Annotated in this window: 20 protein-coding genes; 10 read left to right on the top strand and 10 right to left on the bottom strand. The window is 53.1% G+C overall.

Annotated features, from left to right (window positions below; translation table 11 throughout):
- Nucleotides 1-3 precede the first annotated feature (3 nt).
- The 6 genes from ACIOYV_RS01100 (at nucleotide 4) to ACIOYV_RS01075 (ending at nucleotide 6,527) form a co-directional block, all read left to right on the top strand.
- Nucleotides 4-558: a hypothetical protein gene (locus ACIOYV_RS01100; RefSeq protein WP_401320088.1), complete on the top strand. Its 555-nt coding sequence runs from the start codon at nucleotides 4-6 to the stop codon at nucleotides 556-558.
- Nucleotides 559-632: 74 nt separating this feature from the next.
- A complete protein-coding gene (locus ACIOYV_RS01095; protein WP_401320086.1) occupies nucleotides 633-1,727 on the top strand; it encodes a hypothetical protein in 1,095 nt (364 codons plus the stop codon).
- Nucleotides 1,728-2,548: 821 nt separating this feature from the next.
- Nucleotides 2,549-3,178: a hypothetical protein gene (locus ACIOYV_RS01090; protein WP_401322541.1), complete on the top strand. Its 630-nt coding sequence runs from the start codon at nucleotides 2,549-2,551 to the stop codon at nucleotides 3,176-3,178.
- Nucleotides 3,179-3,368: 190 nt separating this feature from the next.
- Entirely contained in the window at nucleotides 3,369-4,622 is a 1,254-nt protein-coding gene (locus ACIOYV_RS01085) for a hypothetical protein (RefSeq protein WP_401320084.1), read from the top strand.
- 272 nt (nucleotides 4,623-4,894) lie between these two features.
- Nucleotides 4,895-5,353, top strand: coding sequence for a hypothetical protein (locus ACIOYV_RS01080; protein ID WP_401320081.1), 459 nt, complete (start codon nucleotides 4,895-4,897; stop codon nucleotides 5,351-5,353).
- 433 nt (nucleotides 5,354-5,786) lie between these two features.
- The gene (locus ACIOYV_RS01075) at nucleotides 5,787-6,527 is read left to right on the top strand and encodes a permease (protein ID WP_401320080.1); all 741 of its coding nucleotides are present in this window, start codon (nucleotides 5,787-5,789) and stop codon (nucleotides 6,525-6,527) included.
- 145 nt (nucleotides 6,528-6,672) lie between these two features.
- Here ACIOYV_RS01075 and ACIOYV_RS01070 read toward each other — a convergent pair whose 3' ends face one another.
- The gene (locus tag ACIOYV_RS01070; RefSeq protein ID WP_401320077.1) at nucleotides 6,673-6,900 is read right to left on the bottom strand and encodes a hypothetical protein; all 228 of its coding nucleotides are present in this window, start codon (nucleotides 6,898-6,900) and stop codon (nucleotides 6,673-6,675) included.
- Nucleotides 6,901-6,988: 88 nt separating this feature from the next.
- Here ACIOYV_RS01070 and ACIOYV_RS01065 point away from each other — a divergent pair, with 88 nt between their 5' ends.
- Together ACIOYV_RS01065 and ACIOYV_RS01060 are read left to right on the top strand one after the other, a co-directional pair.
- A complete protein-coding gene (locus ACIOYV_RS01065; protein ID WP_401320075.1) occupies nucleotides 6,989-7,675 on the top strand; it encodes a hypothetical protein in 687 nt (228 codons plus the stop codon).
- A 120-nt stretch (nucleotides 7,676-7,795) separates the two neighbouring features.
- Nucleotides 7,796-9,658, top strand: coding sequence for a hypothetical protein (locus ACIOYV_RS01060; protein WP_401320073.1), 1,863 nt, complete (start codon nucleotides 7,796-7,798; stop codon nucleotides 9,656-9,658).
- Nucleotides 9,659-9,733: 75 nt separating this feature from the next.
- Here ACIOYV_RS01060 and ACIOYV_RS01055 read toward each other — a convergent pair whose 3' ends face one another.
- Nucleotides 9,734-10,138 carry a hypothetical protein gene (locus tag ACIOYV_RS01055; RefSeq protein ID WP_401320070.1) on the bottom strand — a complete coding sequence of 135 codons (405 nt, stop codon included), beginning with the start codon at nucleotides 10,136-10,138 and terminating at the stop codon, nucleotides 9,734-9,736.
- Nucleotides 10,139-10,255: 117 nt separating this feature from the next.
- The gene (locus ACIOYV_RS01050; protein ID WP_401320069.1) at nucleotides 10,256-10,684 is read right to left on the bottom strand and encodes a hypothetical protein; all 429 of its coding nucleotides are present in this window, start codon (nucleotides 10,682-10,684) and stop codon (nucleotides 10,256-10,258) included.
- Between the two features lie 401 nt (nucleotides 10,685-11,085).
- Here ACIOYV_RS01050 and ACIOYV_RS01045 point away from each other — a divergent pair, with 401 nt between their 5' ends.
- On the top strand, nucleotides 11,086-11,613 hold the full coding sequence (locus ACIOYV_RS01045; RefSeq protein WP_401320066.1) for a CPCC family cysteine-rich protein: 528 nt from the start codon (nucleotides 11,086-11,088) through the stop codon (nucleotides 11,611-11,613).
- Between the two features lie 309 nt (nucleotides 11,614-11,922).
- The gene (locus ACIOYV_RS01040) at nucleotides 11,923-12,948 is read left to right on the top strand and encodes a hypothetical protein (RefSeq protein WP_054051024.1); all 1,026 of its coding nucleotides are present in this window, start codon (nucleotides 11,923-11,925) and stop codon (nucleotides 12,946-12,948) included.
- Nucleotides 12,949-13,000: 52 nt separating this feature from the next.
- On the opposite strand, the gene ACIOYV_RS01035 is transcribed toward ACIOYV_RS01040, so the two are convergent.
- The 7 genes from ACIOYV_RS01035 to ACIOYV_RS01005 form a co-directional block, all read right to left on the bottom strand.
- Complete coding sequence (locus ACIOYV_RS01035; protein ID WP_401322538.1) at nucleotides 13,001-13,828, bottom strand: VanW family protein; 828 nt, start codon at nucleotides 13,826-13,828, stop codon at nucleotides 13,001-13,003.
- Between the two features lie 330 nt (nucleotides 13,829-14,158).
- Entirely contained in the window at nucleotides 14,159-14,743 is a 585-nt protein-coding gene (locus ACIOYV_RS01030) for a hypothetical protein (RefSeq protein ID WP_401320064.1), read from the bottom strand.
- A gap of 86 nt (nucleotides 14,744-14,829) precedes the next feature.
- Nucleotides 14,830-14,997, bottom strand: coding sequence for a hypothetical protein (locus ACIOYV_RS01025; protein WP_401320061.1), 168 nt, complete (start codon nucleotides 14,995-14,997; stop codon nucleotides 14,830-14,832).
- 10 nt (nucleotides 14,998-15,007) lie between these two features.
- Nucleotides 15,008-15,250 (bottom strand): hypothetical protein, encoded by a 243-nt coding sequence (locus ACIOYV_RS01020; RefSeq protein WP_054051018.1) that lies wholly within the window; start codon nucleotides 15,248-15,250, stop codon nucleotides 15,008-15,010.
- Between the two features lie 62 nt (nucleotides 15,251-15,312).
- On the bottom strand, nucleotides 15,313-16,365 hold the full coding sequence (locus ACIOYV_RS01015; RefSeq protein ID WP_401320058.1) for a lipocalin-like domain-containing protein: 1,053 nt from the start codon (nucleotides 16,363-16,365) through the stop codon (nucleotides 15,313-15,315).
- Entirely contained in the window at nucleotides 16,355-18,826 is a 2,472-nt protein-coding gene (locus ACIOYV_RS01010) for an FtsX-like permease family protein (protein ID WP_401320055.1), read from the bottom strand. The genes ACIOYV_RS01015 and ACIOYV_RS01010 overlap by 11 nt, the downstream gene beginning before the upstream one ends.
- Nucleotide 18,827: 1 nt before the next feature.
- Nucleotides 18,828-19,496, bottom strand: a complete 669-nt coding sequence (locus ACIOYV_RS01005) for an ABC transporter ATP-binding protein (protein WP_401320053.1) — start codon at nucleotides 19,494-19,496, stop codon at nucleotides 18,828-18,830.
- Nucleotides 19,497-19,657: the final 161 nt, after the last annotated feature.

The raw sequence follows: 19,657 nt of genomic DNA, 5'->3' as shown, positions 1-19,657 counted from the left end.
CCCTTGGAAAATAGATACGACTGGCTTCCCCGCGCAGGTGATATCGAGACAGAATCAGGCACTGAGACAATCTATTTATCACCAAAGCCAGTACCAACTGGAGTGCAACCTTTCAGTGCTCGCCAGTTGCACCACTACGCCGATGACGTGATCTTAGACTTTTCCATATCTCGAGGAAACTTTGAGTTTATGACTCGAGCCGGAATCGGGGCGGTGATGTTCCTGCTGATTTTTATATTTTTCACAAGGGGTTTCGGATCATGGATAAGACGAAGCATTGCCGTCTGCGGGTTTATGGAGGCGCTTGCTGCTCTCTACCTATGCGTGTTTTTCTTTGCAATTCGCCAGGTAAGCAATCAACCTCCTATACACTTCAATCGGCAGCGTCGCGAAGTATTCTTTGTTCCCAAAAAAGGCATTACCCCACGTTGGCGGAGCCACCCAAGACACGCACGAAAAGTAGTGGCCAGCGATGCCTGTGGTAGCCCTGCAGTCGATAAACAACCACCCGCAGAATGGCAAGCTGCTTCCAGCGGTTTCTGTTTTAAAATCGCGTAACACCGATGCCCCATGGCTGCTGGTTAACAGCGACTTCCTGTAGCAGCCTAGCTCACCACTTAAGGTTAAACTTCATGCAATCCAAATCAACACAACACGATGAGTTTAATCTAAAACATCAGCGCCCTACCGCTGGTGAATTACGACGTTTTCTCACTGGTGAAGCAGTTTTCTTTTCGCCGTTGCCTGTTCCTACCGGCCAAACCCCCATGGACTTGGGGGGAAGTTTTCTGGATGTCAATGAAACGTATCTCGATGTAGGTAGCAGTAATTTCAACAAGGCTTTCCAAACCAGAGTTATGATCGCCAGTGGTATGCTTATACTAATTGTAAGTTTGTTAGTGGGCCCCTTTATTGCCGGACTGATGAGTTTCGGTGATCCCTACGGCAGAACATTTTCACAAGTATTCATGGAGTTTTTTTTCCCTGGTGCAACCATCGGCGCTTGGGCGGCGGCAGGAACAGGCCTATTGGGGCTCTATGTTGTTATCAGTACCACGCGCACTAAAACACGCTCTCGCCCGATCCGCTTCCATCGGCAACGCCGCGAGGTCTGCTTTTTTGCAGATGGATCTGATGAGCCCGTAATCCAACCTTGGGAAGAGTTGGTATCCTGGCTCTCTATAAGCACTGGCGTAAATGGCGTAGGAATAATTAGCACTTACACCTTTGGCATGGCATTCGACAACCAAAAAGCCGATACAGTACATATGGTAACCCAGGGAGTACCGACACCAGCTCATGGTTTGGGTAAGTGGGAAGCAATCCGTCTTTACATGGAGAAGGGGCCGTTATACTGCCCTGGCAAAGCACCTTACGAAGGCCGTCATACATTTGATAAAGAGCAAGCAAACATGCTTGAGGAATACAGACACAACGAACGCTCCGTGCTAAGTGTTGGGCTGTGGTATCTATCTCATATAATCACTTGGTGGAGACTTCCATATTGGGTCGCGGAATGGGACCATCGTTACAGCATGAAATCTCTACCTAAATCTATTACTGAGTGGTCTAAACCTTTATCACCCGAACAATGGGCAAAACCGAGTAGAGAATTGAAAGATCAGAGTGATAAAATCGAAAAATTCTTTTCTCAAGGGAAAGATTTCATGGAGTACTTCAGCGTAAATTTAAACGACAAAAAAACGCAAGAGCCGGAGTCATCGTGAGTATTAAGAAGACCTGTTTATTTTGAGCACAACAGGGACAGATTTTTTTCTTAGCACTCGCCTAGCAAGAGATCGCGCAAAAAAATAAATCCGACCCCTTTTGCATCCAAGACCCAAAAGCTGTTCCGCCGCTATCTTGGCCAGCCATCGTTTGCCATCGAAAAACCTGCAGCGGGATATCGCCCCACCCCATTGTAAGTCGAAACCACTGAGTTCTCCATATGACCGTACAAATGGATACCCCATACGCTGCCAGTGCTTATCGCAGCAACAGTCATCAACCTTTGCCACCGCCGAAATGGGCGGAAGATGCCAATCGTTCAGGGAGCTTTGACACCCATCTCGCCTTTGGTCACTACGCCAATCTGGAACCAGCGATGGAGGTTACCACCCAGCTTCAAGGTGAAGAGCAATCGGTTTATCAACGACAGCAGGAGCTAGGGGAAAAGAAAGACGTATATTGCGATGCCAGACGCTGGCGCTTTCAAAACTCGAGCAAATTCCCCCACTTATTTTTAATTTGCAAACTCATGTGTTTCTTCTTCATATGGGTTCCATGGGGAGCGGGAATTATAATTAATTTCGTTCCTGAAACTGGACGCAAAGATGTTAATGCATTCCTGGTTTTACTTTCTTCAGCACTGGTCGTCGCTCTGATGATTACTTCGCTTGCCCTTTACATGAACGGAAAAAGAATTGTTCATCACATCCAAATTTTTGGTTTATGTATTTTCGCCGTCATTGTCTACTCTCAGAAAGGCTCACTGTGGGGTAGCGATGAAATTCAGACTGCCTTCTGGGCCGGCTCTTTCCTCTACTTCATGGGAGCCATAGGTTTCGACGCCCTACTCTGGCTCCACAGCAAAATCACCACCCACGACGGCAGCGAATTCAACCGCATAGACGGCATGCTTCGCTTCAAACGCCGTTTCCGTCGTCTCTTCGTTGCGCCTTTTGAAGAGTTCGACCCAGTGTTGCAACTGCTGCCCAGCGGTTATGGTTCCCATGACTATGCCCTGTGGCTGCACCACCGCTACACCGACAACAAGATTTGTCTGGCCACCAAGGTCCACGCCTTGGGCCTCGACCAGGTGAATGCACTGGCCTTCTGGGATTGCCTGCAACGTTATATGGATGTCACGCAACCGTTGCCGGACCTGCCAGTACTGGAACAAAGTCGTCACCTCGACCCGGTCACTGTCGCCCACGACGTCAAAACAGGCCGTAACCCACGACGCTGGCGCGACCAGTTGGAAAAGGGTTGGCTGGCAACAGGCCTCAAGCAGCTGACGCAACAGTTGGAGCAATACTCTTGGCAAAAACAGCCCTGCATCATCAAGGCTCGCATTGATCCGTCGCTGAGCATCGAAACTTACTACCGCGCTCAAGAAGCTAAAGGCATACAGGCGACGCCGAAGGCTGATGACTTTGATGATGTTCATCGCGGTTGAGCGTATACGCTCAAAAGGGACTGTTTTATTTTCTTAGCATTCTCTTCACAGGCGATCGCGTAAAAATAAATCATCCCATTTTTTATAAACCTAGCGCCTGGGTGCCTTACCCCAGCCCTGAGCCAGCAAACAATGATGGTGCCGGAAACGTACACTACTGGATGATAGAGCAGAGAGATTTTGCGAAAATATGAATGCTTTAAATTCTGAACCACTTAACTATGGCCCGGCCGCATTCAACAGCGGCAAAATTCCGCTTCAACCTGCGCACCTAAAACGCGAGAACTCTACCCGCTCAGGCGTTTTCCGGACGACGTTGCTCTGGGGGAACTATGCCAATCTTCAACCTTGGCAAGATGTCGGCGCCCAAATGCAAATAGGAATGCATAATGCATCGAACCGAGATAACAACTCCGATTGCTACGTTAATCATCAGCGCTGGAGCTTCGAAACCTCCAATATATTTTCAACGCTCCTGCCGTTCCTTAAATGGTGGTCCATCGTATTTTCCCCATGGATACTGTGGGGTCTTTCAATAACTGGAGCATTTTCCAAATTATTTGACCAGATATCCGCATCTAAGGGTGTGGGTGTCTCTATGATTTTCGGACTATTAATAGCAGCAACGATATTAATTTCGTTTGGACTCAGCGCATGGTTGATGTGGAGAGATCAACCTCGATATAAAGCATATTTATGTTTAGTGACCATTGGTTTCTTAACAGCTCTCACATCATGCATTCTAAACTTTAAAACTGCTCAAAATGGCACTTCCATACTATGGTTGAGCATTTCGATGAGCGCTGCTGTGTTCATGGGGCTAGTCGGCTGGGATTGCTTAAGCAGTTATTATCTGCGTGTATTCCAACATGACGGAAGCGAATTCAATAGGCAAACAGGTATGATCAACGTAGCTCGCCGCTTTCGCCCTGCCTTCACGGCACCGTTTTATGAGTTCGATGCGACCATGGAAATGCGACCAGGTTCTCACGGCAATAGCGGCATGACCATCTGGTTGCACCATCGCTATAGCGACTTTGAGATATTTCTTGGAGGCAAGATTCAATCGCTGGGAATGAGTCGTGAAGAATGCTTGGCGTTCTGGGATACATTACAGCGGTATATGGATGTAAGTCAGCCATTGCCAGAATTACCAATCCTTGAACAATTCCGTCATCTTGATCCGACCACTGAGGCTCAAGATAAGCTGTCCAAACGCCCCCCACGCCGTTGGCGTGATACTAAATATAAAGTTTGGGATCGCACTGAGCGGCCGGCCATGATGGAGAGAAACTTGCAGTATCCTTGGCAAAACCAAACGTGTATTTTAAAGGCTAGAATCGATCCCGTACTGAGCATAGAATCTTACTATCGCGATCAAGAGGCAAAAAGCATTCACTCAACGCCGAAGGCAGACGATTACGACAATATTCATCGCGGTTAAATCAAATATAAAAAATGAGACAAATTTATTTTATTTTCTTTACCGGAGATCGCGTACTCGAGAGCCCGAGTCCGCCACCTGATTTTGTAATACAAACGCCCGGTACAATGTAGTCGAAAAGGAGGCGATAAATTTGTTTTTCGCAATAAAAATAAATCTTCCCCCTTCCGATCAAACAAAATGGACAAACTTATCTCCTAGACTCTAAAATAAACCCACATCTTTTTTCGTAAAATCATAGAGAAAGGCCCAATACCAAAAAGGTAAAATAAATGCCGTATAGCGAAGACTCAAAACACATTCAAAGCAGCTTTACAAACGAACAATACCCTAGATTCAATTCCATAAGCATCAGCAATGGGTTTTATTGCTTGTTCGACGTATTCACAGATTCTCCAAATCTTGAAAATAAAGTATGGCTACCTGCATTAGACCTTGAGTCGCAATGTGAAATTTCCGAGGGTTTGGGAACACTGGTCACTTTTGAAGACGAAAATATTAAAATCTGTGGTGGGGAATGTGACGCATATGGTGGGGATGGATTTATTTCGGCATTCGATAAACAATCAAACACGCTACTATGGTTTATTACTTTCACAGAAACAAATCCCTTTAGCCTGATCGAACTTATAGACCATCACATACAAGCAGTATCAACAAGCGGCGTAAAAGTCTGCCTTCCTTTGCAGCGGCCAGATCAAGCGGTTATAACTTGGCCGATAAACAACTGAAGCGGTAACGGCATGCACAGCCCCTCTTCTCCAGAAAAAACATGGATACAAAAAAATATCTAAGCTCGGCCGTACATTCACAATCTATGATATATTCCATGCATGCCAAAGGGTGGACACATCAACGATCACTGATGATTTATACATCTATTCTATCTACCCTCTTTTGGTTTACATCATTGCCACTGACCGGAGAAGATATTATTTGGCAAACATGGGTGTCTATAAATGAGAATGCAGATTTCGTTGAACTGTAGATTTGGTATCCATCAAAAGCTTTAAAGCCAGGTGCTGATGACAGGGATTATCTGTACCAGTTAGAACTCGACAAGAAATGCAATACCAAAACTGACGATCTGAGTACCTTTCAACTAGAGGTAAAAAACCAACCGTAACGATGCGTTGATTCTTGCAATGGCGAAGTGAGGAATACATGATGCTTCAGAAAAACCATGAAAGCCAGCCACATCCTTCTGAAAAAACCGAGTATCAAATGGCTGATAGTACCCCAACATCACCTCCTACAAGTACCACGATTATGGAATGTTCAACCACTACGATCGCGGCCTCACCCAAAAAAACGACTCAGGCACAAATTTATATTGTCGCCGCTTTCTTTTTTATTTTTTTATATGTGCTATGGCTAACGTGGGGAAACCTTAAAGAAAACATCAGCACTATCATTGCAGCCGGGGCAACTCTTGCTATATTTGCGGCATACTCAATATTATTAGGAGCACGACAAAAAACCGTCTTTAAATATATTATAAACAAAGACGCAGGATTTCTAGAATACTTTTTATATTATCCAGATTTCACCAATTTGTTCTTTAAGATCACCCCTATACTAATTATATTATTTTTCATTGGAGTAGCCCTTTGTACAGGCTCACTTCTGTTCCTTGTTGGACCTGTGGCTATAGCACTCGGCTCCGCCTGCTTCCTACTGGGCTGGAAAAATGAAGTACATACTAGAAAAAGTACTCCATGGAATGAATATAACTTTGTGACAATAGACCATAAACGGCTTATGGTCATCGTGCACCGAACTGATCCCACTCTCGGATTTGAGGCTCGGCTCCCAAACAAAAACTCACTTGACCAATACTTGATCACGATTAAAAAACTACTCCCCAGTACCGCTATATACACAGAAAACAGTTGGGAGTGGTAGAAAACAAAATGAGTAATTCAATACCCGGCAAAAACGTCATCGAATACACACCAGTTGCAGGAGCAGTCCAAATGTCTTGGACAATCAAAGCTTTGACCCATAATACTCCATTCATGAATACAAGGCATGATTGCACTAGCGTTCATTAGGCTAACTGCATTTCTAAATGGAACATATGAAATATTCTGTCTAAATCTGCCGCTAAAATAACGCTCAACATTTCTATGCGCCCATTACAGATACCCTTGGCAACGCAAAGCGTGCGTTTTAATGGCGAGGATCGTTCCCACACAGAGTACTGAGGTTTACTATCGCGCTCGAAGACAAAGACATTCAGGCGACGCCGAAGGCCGATGACTTTGATGAAGTTCATCGCGGTGAAACGTTAAGCAGACAGATTTATTTTCTCTAGACGGCTACACAGCGCAACTCGGACGATTCCCCTACAAGGAGCAGTAAGCATGTTGAAACCCATTATTCCCTTGGTCATAGCAGCGGCCATCTTTAGCGCACATGCAGACATCCAGGTCCAGATCTCCCCATTACCCGAGAACCTGAAGAACCTGAATCCTGTCGCCATCACGGAAAGTGGCTTGGAGGAACAGAAGCGGCTCGATCGAATCGACTCGATAGTCGCGCGCTTCAATCTGAAGCTTGGCGAGAAGTTCATTTACGCGGGCAACGAATCACACGGTCCATTTCTGAGGCTTTTGGATGTGGTTTATAAAGTTTATCCAGAAAACGCTCAGTTGCAGGTGGTTAAACTCAACATTAAAAGAGGGGACGCGCGTATTTATGCTGTCAGCCCCCAGGATATCCAGCCTTATTCGAGTCTCCTAGCGAGTCCCCTGGATGCCAGGATTGCCAGCAATATCCTGAGCCCTGGCGCATCAGCTGCCCGATCCAAAGCATATTTCAAGGACTGGTACGACACCTATCAGTCGTCTCGGGTAAAACTCGCACGAAAAGTAGTGGCCAGCGATGCCTGTGAGACCGTAACGAGTGTCGAGCTCTACCGTTTCAACGGGAATGTGTTCACTGCGTTCTGTGGAAACGGCATGGAGCTCAGTCAAACCCCGGCAGAGGTTGAAGCGGAGCAGCCAATCGACCCCGCGATAAAAAACTGGGTGGTCAAGCGGCCTCAGTGAATACAGCTCGCCCCTCTGAGACCTTAGGGTCCATTCCGATTGCGAGGCGCCCTCACGCCAGCAGCGCATTTTTACGTGTCTGTGCGGTACGCCCATTAGACATGTGCCAGAGAGTCAACCATGAAGAACCCGATACGACGCCGAAACTGCGCCCTCTTTGCCGCCATCCTGCTATCGACCTGCCCCACCGCCTGGGCAGTGCCGGCGAATCAGGCAAAAGCGCAGGCACCCAGTTCCGCGCAACTGATGCACGAGGCACAACGCCTGAGCAGTGAAAATTCACTGGCAGAGGCCACGGTTGCCGCCCGGGCGGCCATGGAGGCGGGGCGCAAGGGCGGCGCCATGGATTTCACGGACCTCGAGGCGGGCGTGTTGCTCGTCAATCTGCTGCACCAGCAGAAGAGATACGAAGAGGCCCGGATCGCCGCCGAAGAGCAGATAGCGTATTGGGAGCGGCAAGCAGTCTCTGTCAGGTCGACTAACAGGCGCGACCCGCGCATCACGAACATGCTGGGCCTGGCCATCGAGGCAAGCATGATGGCGGGTGAAAGAGCCGAGGTCGTACGCCTGGAGGAAAAGCTTTTTGCGGCCGTCAGTCCCTATCCCGGTCTGTGGCGCTTGTCGCCGGACGAGCCGCGCTTGCGTTACGAATTGGCTGACTTCTCGATGCCACTCCTGCTGGGGCAGTGGAAACTGGCGAAGTTTGAGCCCGCAGAAAAACGCGATGCCACCACCCTCCTACTCTATACGCAGGAGTTGGCAAACGGCCGCCTGAGCGCCGAGATTTCGCTGGCTTATGACGAAGCTCAACGCAAATACACGGCAACGCAACGCCAGGATTGGTTCAAACCCTATCAGGAACAGCGTGAAGTTCGGGCGGTTGCATCGGCGATGCCTGACCTCCCCTTCGCCGACCTGGCTTCCGTCAAACTGGGGAGGCAAGAGGAGTGTGACGGCGAGCAATGCACCAATATTCGTTGGACGGCGCTTCGCGGCGACTGGCGCATGGACATCGATGTGGTGTTCAAATCGCGGGACAAGGCCCTGGCCGTTGAGCAGATGCAAAAGTTGTTCGCTGCGCTGAAATGGCAAAGCGCACCACCGCTGTTCCGCGAACGCACTATGGCCGAGCAGACCCAAGACATGGATTCAACCTGGGAGCTTCCGGGCGGCGAGTCCAAGGCTGCGGAACTGGCGGAACAGGCGTTGCCCGACGCCATTTTCCCGGAGGAAGTGGCGCGCGTGCAGACACTTATCGGCGTGTCGCAGTACCGTCACGGCGCGCTGGATGCTGCGCGCCGCTCATTGGGTTTGGCCGTGTCTGCCTGGGAGTACGGTTTTACCAATCAACTTCTCTATAGCACTGCGCTGGATTACGCCGCTGATATCGCCTACCGCCAAGGCAGAACTCAGGAGGCCGTGGCCCTGAACCGGACGCTCGTCGAATGGCAGAAAAGCGATGCTACGCTCGGCTGGATAGTGCCGAAGGATGAAAATGCGCTGGTTAACAGCTCGATAGGCATACATCTACCCCTGCGCGTGGGCGACTACCGCCTGAGATTGGGTACGGAATATCGTTTCTATTACGAAAATCTGCAAACAGGCGCACAACTTGGCCTCACCGTGGGCTCGGCCCAGACATCGGACGAAAAGCTTGAATCAATACTGCGTTCGTTCATGTCGGAAACGCTCGGACTGCAAGCCGGAGATGTGCGCAGAACGAAGTTTTCGCCCAAGTCCGCCGAGCCCGCTAAGTCGCAAGCCACCGGCCAGAAATGGGAGTTCGATGTTACGAAGCTGCCTGGCGATGAAGGTGCCATATCCGACGACTTCGTTGCTGGCGTCCAGCGCAAAACGCCCATAAAGATGGCGTTCTGGATCGTCGACCGCGAGGGTGAACGGTCGTTGCTACGGGCGCCAATCATGGGCGGTGAGCAAACCAGGAATGAGGCAAATCAGATCGCACAAGCGCTGTCCTGGTAGCGCCAGACGACAACTTATTGCAAAAACCTTTTGCTCTTATTGCCAGCCCGCCTCGGCAGGCTGGCAAGCCAAAAATCAAACGGCAACTGGCGTGCCTTTGGGATCAAGATTGACCATCAGGGGCTTGGTCGCACTTCTGATCATCGGCCCCAATATCAGGTTACTGCCGATCAGCACCACCACGGCCACCAGCACCAGGGTGTCGGACTTCAGGAAACCGAGAAAAGTACCGCCGAACACACACACCGATAGCAAGCCACTGAGCATCATGGCCAGCATCATGGGTTTGGCAGGGTTGTCGAAACCCAGGAAGCGCTGCTTTTCCACGGCCGATATCACCAGTTCGGCCTTGCAGCCCTTGCACGCAATGGGGTGGTCTTCGCGCAACAGCGTCTGCTGTTTCTTGCCGATGGGAAATTCCTTTTCACAGGCGTTGCAGTGGACTTTCATGCCAATGATATTTGCGCGGGAGGAGCTCATCTTGATCCTTAAGATTGGGGGAAAACATTGCCGCCGGCACCTCACAGGTGCGCGGCGGCGGATTGTTGCATGTTTGAGCAAGGCCAACAGGCTTACCTGTCGTCCGTTTCTCGGCGATTAGTCCGGTTGATCACCTATGCAATCAGGCAGATTGGGGCCGATCTCGATCATGGCCGCCGACACCGTGGGGTAGGTTCGGCCACCCCAATCCAGAGGCCCGCCAGCATTGACCAGGTCGTAGATTTCGCTTTCGCCAATCAGTTGGCCGTTGCGATGATCGTACAGGCGAAAAAAAGCCGGAATTTCCCAGCGTGCGAACCAATAGACTTCTGCCTCCGGGTCCGGGAAGGCCATTGGGTGCAAAAACCAGGGCAAGAGCCAGAAAGGTTGAAACTGCTGAACCCGATAACACCCGTTGGGGCTGATGTCAGGGGCGCCGACTGGTTTCGCCAATCCCTTTTCCCACCACTGCGACGCGGCCCACAGCCCGGCGCAGAACAGGGGCATACAGAGCCAAAAACGTTGGCGTCGACTCAGTCTTTTCATCTTCTGATATCCATATCAATCTGCCGAGCCGCGTCTTTTCAACGTAGCGTGGCATCGGCAAAAAAGGCCGCGCAGTTTACCTTATATGAGTTGCACAGCGAGCCTCCTCAATGCCAGAGTTGCCCGCCTTAATCGCGAGAACTACATCTGTTCCCTTTTTTGACGTGCCGGACTAATGAGATTCAAACAATGGACTCAACAAACATCGCCGCTATCTGGACCGCAAACACCGGATGGGAATTATCTACGCTTCGAGATGTAGCGTGTCCGCAGTACTCCGAAGACAGTGATTGCATTGGGTCCGATTTCATTGCGCAAAAAACATCGTTATACCCGACAAACACCTAGTCGCGTCTCTAGCTACTTAGCGCGTTTCATTACTGGTAGCCGAGGCCATTGGCATGACAAATATACATAGAAACACGGCAATAAAAATATTAATTAAGGAAGCATTTAGCACCCTAACTCATGACGCACGTGAGTCCTGCATATTAAACTGGTGGGGAATCAACGAAAATGATCTTGAATTTTCTCTATTATCAAAAGAATTACAACATCAACTGCTAGCAAACGAAGAACTGCCGACTGACACTCAGAATAAATTGTATGACGAGCTGGTTATCGTTGCCCTTTCCTGCGAATACAAAGGCGTGACGAATGCATATATAACAGGGCTGTTGCACAAAATGGGCATGAGTGGGTATGAGGTCGATGGGGATGTTGAACGACTGGAAGCCTGCCCCTGCTGTGGTTTTCGCACACTACCGTCAAGATCAAACTATGATATTTGCGGTCTTTGCTCTTGGGAGGATAATGGTGTCAACGATATCAATAGGTACAGTGGCCCAAACCGCATGAAGCTTGGAGAAGCAAAGGAGCAATTCCTGACCAACATGAATGCATTACCGCTAAACAAATGGGCAAAATAGGGACAGCTATGGCGAAGGATGGGCTAGTGAACATAATACCCAATCAATCAGCCCTCCTCCGCGCATCCATAACCTGTTTAATCTGGAACTCAGGAATAAACATCTAACCCCAAAATGGGATGCCGGCTTCAGCCTATTCTCCGATGACTGGCAACCGATCCTTTTGTACCGACATGGGCGAGCCCGATAAGGCTACCCAATGTTTAATCTGGCTTTTTGACGGCCACACAGGTTGAATACCCTCCTTTACGCTAGACGCATTGCCGTCGGCGAGTAAAACCGGATCACCACCCAGCAAAGGAATGTCCCTTGTTTACCATCGCACGCCCCCTCGCCCTGCTTTTGGCGTTGTCCGTTTCCCTTGATGCCGCCGCATTATCCCTTCACTCAGAAAAACGCGCCGACGGCACCACCGTGCTGCTGCTCTCCAATGCGCCCGCTGATGCGCGGCCACCTCAGCTCAATGAAGATCCGGCGATACGTGCGGCGCTGGTTGATTTCATCGGTTACGCCACCGGCAGTTACACCCTCGATGGCAGTTTGATCGTGTCGCAGATACTCGATGCCCTGGATTCGGAGTTCTCGACGTTTGAGGAAGGTGTGCCTGCCGGACGCAAGATGCTGACCGCCATGGATGACGGCAATCACGGCGACGAGCGCGGCGCTCTGTTGTTGGACGAGAAGGGTCAGTTGATCGCCGTTGGACTGGTCAATGGGCATTGCACCGTCAAATCACCTACAGAGACGTTGTCCTGCAACCCGGGTCCCGAAACCGTGTTGACGATTTTCCAGGCCAAAGGCGCGAAAAAGAGCGACGCAGATCCGATCATTGTCTGGAGCAAGCAGTTGCCGCCATTGGTAGCGTATTGGGCTGAAAGTGAAGATCCCGAAACACGCGCCAAGGCGCAGAAGATCGGCTCGGTCGAATACATCACCACTGACCCGAAAAAACCGTCCTGGAATACCTCGCAATTGCCTTCTGACTTTCCGAAAGCGATGCTCCCACTGCTTCCGGTGAATTCCTTTCTGTCGGGCGCCGGTGTCGATGGGGCTTACATTTCACCGGGCATCAAAGGTGCACCGATGGAGGGTATGTTCGACCAGATTGACGGCCGGCCCCAACATGATTTCGAGGTCATGTTGCAGACCTATATGCCGTTCGCCGATGTTTTGAAGTTTTACCAGCAGCAAGCAAAAGGCGCCGTGTTACAAGCGAATGATGAAAAGGCACGGATTGACGGCGTTGCTGGCGGCGGCACCTACAAAATCGACATCAGGGACAAAGAGGATGAAGGAACAGCCATCACCTTTTCCGGTTGGAGAAAAGAGGTCTAAGTCCCTCTAAATCCAAAGTACAAAAACGGGCGATATTATGATCGCCCGTTCTTTATATTTCGACCGGCATTTCAACTAACGCATCATCCACTGCGTACTTCACCACTACCCGATTTTTGTAAAGCCGTTCACTGCGCACCAACTGACTCTCCTGCCCCTTGGTCCTTACATCCCGCCATATCTCATTCTCCCGAAATACTCGCCCGCCCTCCCGCAAAAATCGATGTTCACGTTGATAAACGTGATACCGAAACTCCCTTACTCGCTCACACAACAACTCGCCTTCCAACTGTTGCTCACCCACCTTCAATTTCAACTGAAAACAACGATCCGTCGGGTTATGCAAAACCAGATCAACATAGTTATAAAAAATCGCTGCCCCGGAGCCGAATGGCAGTACTCGCCCCTCATCAGGAAACGGATCGAAGCTGTGGTTGGAGCGCTCAACCACCACCAACGGCGAGTGAATGGCCATCCAGTGAATCAGGTTGCTCAGTTGGCAGATTCCGCCACCGACGCCCGTGCGAGCTTCACCGAAGGACAGTTCCATGCCTTCGACATACCCGCGTTTACGCGTCGGTCGACGCACCAGTCGGCAGAAGGAGAAGTACTCGCCAGGGTGAATGACCACGCCATCCACAGAGGCCACGGCCAGTTTCAGGTTAATGACTTTGTTGTGTTGCAGTGCAATATCGGAATCGCCGAGTTTGCGAATCAGTTTTGAAGTGTGTTTGAGGTAACGGAACGGCAACCGGGAGTCGGTGTTCAACAACAAGGCGTAAGGCTTGCGGGAGAAGCGCCAGGACAGTTGGCGGAACAGTCGTTTTTGCCACACGCGCAGCCAGTAGAGGACCGGGTGGTAGAGGGAAAGTGGTTTCATCCGTATCAGAACGGCGGCAGCCGTTTTCTTCCTTGAGTTGAAAAATGCCGCGTATCTTAACGTATTCACTTGAAAGAAGGTGTTCGCCCAGTGTAATGGCCTGGCAATCCATGCACCGGTAAAGAGCCCTGACACTGGGCGAACGAAAAGTATTTTAATAGAAGTCGATGAATATGTCCGCATACATGAACATGAAATTTACGCACACAACTTCATTGGATATTTATCGAGATCAAACTTACATACATCAAACTCACCAACTCGAACATAAAGCGATTATTCCTATACAAAAATCTGTACAAGAATAATCACTCTAGATAGAGCCAATACTCAGCTTTCGTGTTGAGTTGTCACTTTCAAGATATCGGTGTAAGTCACGACAACACTCTGCCCGACTTTCAGATCCTTCAGTTTTTCTTGAACTTCAGGTCTCAACACGTCGACGGTTTTCGATTGGCCTGCCGGGTTTTCGAAGGTGACCTGGTTTTTCTTGGTGTCGATTTTGGTGATTTTCAGCTGCACTTGCACCTGGCGGAAGGCTTCGCCGCCAGGGTTGGGGTTGTCTTTGGTGGCGCGGATGTCGCCGGTGCGTTCGGTGGAGCCTGGCAGGCCTTTGTCGACATCAGTGTCGAGGTAGGCGGCCACTGAATGTGTCACTTCGACGTTAACTTTATCGCCGACTTTCAGGTTGCCGAGGTCTTTGGCCTTGTCGCTAAGTTGTACATGAACTTGACGACCTTCGGCGCCTTCCAGGACCACCTGGTGCTTGGCGGCGTCGACGGCCAGGACTTTGGTGGTGACTTGATCGGCTTCTACGGCGGCGGACAGTGGAATGTCGGCAGCGATGGCGCTGAGGCTGGCGGCGGACAGGAGGGTAGCGAGGGTGATGGCTTGGGCCAGTGCGTTGAATTTCATAAGCAGTACATTCCCTGTGATTGATGGCAGCGCACGGCTCTGGATCAAGGGTCCGCTCCGTGCGTGCCAATGAGCATAGACGCTGTTCAGGGAGTGTTGGCGGTTTCTTGCGCGGTGGATTCGCCGCTGTCGGTGCCCTTGCTGTTTTCCTTGCGTGTGTTCGGATCGGTGGGGCGCAGGGCGTCGTTGTCGCGCTCTGTTTCACCGGGTGGCCGGGGTTCGTCGGGGTGTTCGGATTCGGTGATCGGTTTCATCGCAGTGTCCTCAGGCTTCGGGGTCGTCGACTTCGCGAGCGACATTGACGGCGGGCGAATCCCGGTGGGATTGCTCAGCCTTGGCTTTCAGGGTTTGCCATTGTTCGAGGTCGATGGCGCCCTGCCCCAGCAAGTCGTCGGCCACCCGCAGCAGTTCGCTGTAATGGGCGTCGGGGGACTGCTGCCAGTAGGCTTTGTCGTCGAACAAACGTTGCCAGGTGGCGAGGTCTGGGGGTTTGAGGTCGTCGCTCATGACGGGCTCCATTGAACGGGCTTCATAACGTATGAGGACGCCGTTCCGTCGAGAGTTCCGACTCAATACCCGGTCATTTCCAGATACCCCTGCCCCGCATGACTACCGCTCAACCGCACCGGCCCTTCCCAATAGGGAATGCGCAAATTCATCCACGCATTGGGATTCAACGCGGTGGTGGTGATGTCGAGGTGTTTGCCGGGGATTTTAATCGACCAGCGCACCGGCATCGAACGTCCGGCGACTTTGGCGGTATCCCCAGGCGTGAGGCTGATGTCATCGCCATGTAAAAGCTGCGTCTGACCCTGTGCGTCGATCCAGGTGCCGGTGAGGTAAGGCGCGCCGTCCTTTTGCCGCATGCGGTAGAGCATCACCTGTTCGCCGCCGTCCAGGTGCAGGGAAAACCAGTCCCAGCCGCTCTGGTTGGCGGTCAGGGGTTGGCTGCTCCACTCGCGATCTAGCCATGCGGGACCGCTGACCGTGTAGGTTTTGCCATCGATTTCCAAAGAGCCGTTAGCCTGGAAAAACGGCTGACTGTAGTAGTACGACGCCTGGCCCTGTTCAGATTTCTGACTGAAGCCTTTATCGCCTTGCAGCACCAATGGGCGCGACGACACCAGCCGCAGTTGATAGCTGAAACCCTTGTCCCGCGCGCTGAGTTGCATGTCCATCAACGGACCGCTGAAGCGCCAATCATCGATCCACGCCTTGAACGGCGCCACGCTCACCCCGGCCTGACCCACGCCACCCCGGGCGTAGCGTTCAGCGGCGTGATGCGTGGTGGCAGAGGTGACCGCCGCGTGCCCGAGCCAGATCGTCTGATTGCCCCAACCGGCCACCTCGGGCGTGGCTTTCAACGCACTGCGAAACAACGTCCATTGCACGCCAAACTCTTGCCCTTGTTCGTCCTTGAGATTGGCGGTGACGTACCACCACTCGATGCGAAATCCATCGTGCGGTCCATGATCTGCCGGAAAGCTGAACGCGCGACCAGGCACCACCGGGGTAAACGCCGCAGCCTGACCGCCGAGGCCGGCAAAGCCCTTTTGCTCCTGCGCCGGGTTATCGCAGCCGCTCAGCAACGCCAGAATCAGCAGCCCGACCTTAATCCTCATGGGCAAATGTCCTCAGCAGGTCCGCCGGTTGCGTGCGGTACAACGTGTACAGCGGCCACGCCGAAGCCAGTAATGTGGCGAGCAGCGCCAGCCCCATCAACTGCAACAGTTGCAGTGGAAACACCCGCAACGGCAGGCGCCAACCGAAGGCCTGGACGTTGATCACCGTGTCCAGGCACCACGCCAGCGCGATGCCCAAGGGCAATGCCAGAATCAGCGTCAGCACGGCCAGCAGCCAGGTTTGCCCGAGGTTGAGCAGCATCAGTTGCCGCCGCGTCACGCCCAGCGCCCACAGCGGCGCGAGTTGGCCGAGGCGGCTTTGGCTCTGGGTCAACAGGCTGATGAACAGCGCCACACCGGCGACGCCGAGGGTCAGGCTGTTGAGGGCGGCGGTGGCGGCAAAGGTGCGCTCGAACACTTGAGTGGACCAGCCTTTGAGCCGCGCTTGATCGACAATGCGGTTGTCGTCGAGGGCGAAGCGATTTTGCAGTGCGGTAAGGAACGGCGGGATCGCTGCCGGGTCGATGCGCAGGTTGAAACGATTCGGCGTGAGTTGCGGCCAGCCGCGCAGCAGGTGGTTGACGTTGACCAGCACGTGGCCCTTGGGATTGCCGTAATCGGCGTAGATGCCGACGACCCGCGGCGACCACGAGCCGTTGGGTGTCGGGATGCTCAGGTGATCGCCCAGTTGCACTTTCAGACGCCGCGCCAGTTGTTCGCTGAGCATCAAGGTGTCGTCCTTGGCCAGACGCTCCCATGGGTTATCGCCCAGCGCTTCCAGCAGCGGCCAGTGTTGGCGATAACTCGGGTGATCGATCACGCCGTAGACGTCCGCTGGCCAGCCTTGCAGTTGGATCGACACTTGCCAACTGGGCAGCACCGCCGAGACCTGCGGCTGCTGTTTGAGCCAGGTGTGCAGCTCGCGAGCCTGGGCCGGGTTTTGCGGGTTGAGGTAGAGCTCGGCAGTCAGGCGTTGTTCGAGCCAGTCGCTGAAGGTCTGGCGGAAACCGGCGGTCATGCTGCCGGCACCGATGTTCGCCGCCAGCGCCAGCAGCAACGCCATCAGCGCGAGGCTCAGGGCTGGCAGTTGCTGGCGGAAATCGGCGAGAAACCATTGACCGAGCACCGTGCGACTGCGGTGCAACACCAGATTCAGCACGGTGTTGAGTAACACCGGCAGCGCCAGCGCGGCGCCGAGCAGCAGCGCGGCCATCAGCACAAAACCGCTGGCCAGGCTGTCGCCCCAGATCAACGCCAGCAGCGCGATCAGCGCAGCCGTCGCGGCGACCCAACCCTGGCGTTGCAACCACCGCGCATGGGCCTGATGCCAGGCTTGCGGATTAGCCAGGGCCAACAATGGCAATCGTGCCGCGCGCAACAAGCTGCTGGCGCCGGCCAGTAACGCACCGAGCAGGCTCAGGCCGACCCCGCTGAGCCACCACAACGGACTCAAACTCAACTGCCCCGCCACTTCGGCGCCGTACAACCCACGCAGACTGGCGGCGACATCTGGCAGCAATACGCTGGCCAGCAGATAACCGCTGGCGACGCCTGCCAAGCCGCCGATCAACGCGAGGCCACCCAGTTCGACGGTGAGACAAGCGATCAGCATCCGCGCACTGACCCCGCAGGCGCGCAGGGTTCGCAGCAAACCGCGACGTTGTTCCAGCGCCAGGCCAATCGCCGCGTGCACGATAAACAGGCCGACCACGAATGACAGAAAGCCCAAAGCATCGAGGTTCAGGTGGAAGCTTTCAGTCAGGCGCGCGAGGTTGTTTTCTTCGCCGCTGGTCTTGAGTTGGAGTTGGCCTTTGAATTGTTCGGGCAGGGTTGCGGAGAAATCCTTGGGCAGAAGTAAACGCGAAAGCTGATCCGGCAGACCGAGGATCTGCTGGGCAAAACCGATGTCCACCAACAACACACCGGGGGCCATATCGGGCTGGGCGTGCAGCGCAGGCAAGGTCTGCCCGCTCTCCGAAACGGGTGTGTCGCCCTCGCGCAACCCCAAGGTTTGCAAGGTCTGCGGCGAAATCCAGGTACTGCCCGGCGGGCTGAAAAATTCGACGATGCGTTCTATGTCCAGCGCCTGCCCCGCCACCGCCGAACCGGCTGGCAGCGACACCGGCTCAATGCCCATCAACTGCAAGCGCTGATCAACATGGCCCTTGAGCGTCACCCGGCCTTGCAACACTGGCGACACCGGCCAGCCTGCCTGCCGCAGCTCGACAAACAATTGCTGGGAAAACACTCCGCCGCCGGGCGCACTCAGGCTGGCCTGGGGTTCGCCGCCGATCAATTGACTGGCCCGCGCGTAGCTTTCCCGCGCCTGACTGTTCAGCGCCTGCACGCCGGTCAGCAGACTGGTCGCCAGCCACAGCCCGGTCAGCACACTGAAAAACTGCACCGGGTGCTGGCGCCAATGGCTCAGCAGCGCGCGCAAGGTTTCGCGAAAAACCCGCACTTCAGCGTGCGTCCGCGTCGATCAGACGGCCATGATGCAACACCACTTTTTCCGCCAGGCGCGCAGCAACTCGCGGGCTGTGCGTGACCATCAACAAGGTCGTCGGCGTGTCGTCGAGCAGTTCCAGCAACAACTTCAATACGTCGTCGCTGGTGGCTTCATCGAGGCTGCCGGTGGGCTCGTCCGCCAACAGCAGTTTCGGTTGCGAAGCCAGGGCGCGGCCGAGTGCAACCCGCTGTTGTTGGCCGCCGGATAATTGCTCCGGATAACGCCGCAGCAAATCGCCCAGGCCCAGACGCCGCACCAGGTGCGCTTGCCAACGGGCATCGTGGCGCCCGGCCAGGCGTGCCTGGAACGCCAGGTTGTCCTCCACCCGCAAACTGCCGATCAGGTTGAATTGCTGGAACACCAGGCCGATTTCCGTGCGCCGCCAGTTCGCCAGTTGCCCTTCGCTCATCTGTTCCAGCCGATGCTCGCCGCTGCTGATGCTGCCGCGATCGACCTTGTCCAGCCCGGCGATCAGGTGCAGCAAGGTACTTTTGCCACTGCCCGACTCGCCCATCAACGCGAGGCTGCTGCCGGGTTTCAACGTGAGGTCGATGCCTTGCAGTACCGGCAGCGGACCTTGGGGGGTGGCGTAGCTTTTGAAAACGCCCTGGACCTGAAGCATGGGAAAACCTGATTGATGAGCGTGGTGCAAGGATAGCGGACTCGCCTGAGCCCATAGACTACCTGTTAATTCTTACAGTAGCGGTCGATCAGGGGCGGGTATCTAATAACGTCACACAAGAAGTGTTTGATGCCAAGGCGGCAACCACGTTAAACAGGGTA

Source organism: Pseudomonas sp. NPDC087342 (assembly GCF_044744265.1).
In the GTDB taxonomy this organism is placed as follows: Bacteria; Pseudomonadota; Gammaproteobacteria; order Pseudomonadales; family Pseudomonadaceae; genus Aquipseudomonas; species Aquipseudomonas nunensis.
Note: the sequence above shows the minus strand (reverse complement) of the source record. Positions and strands in the feature narration are given on the sequence as shown.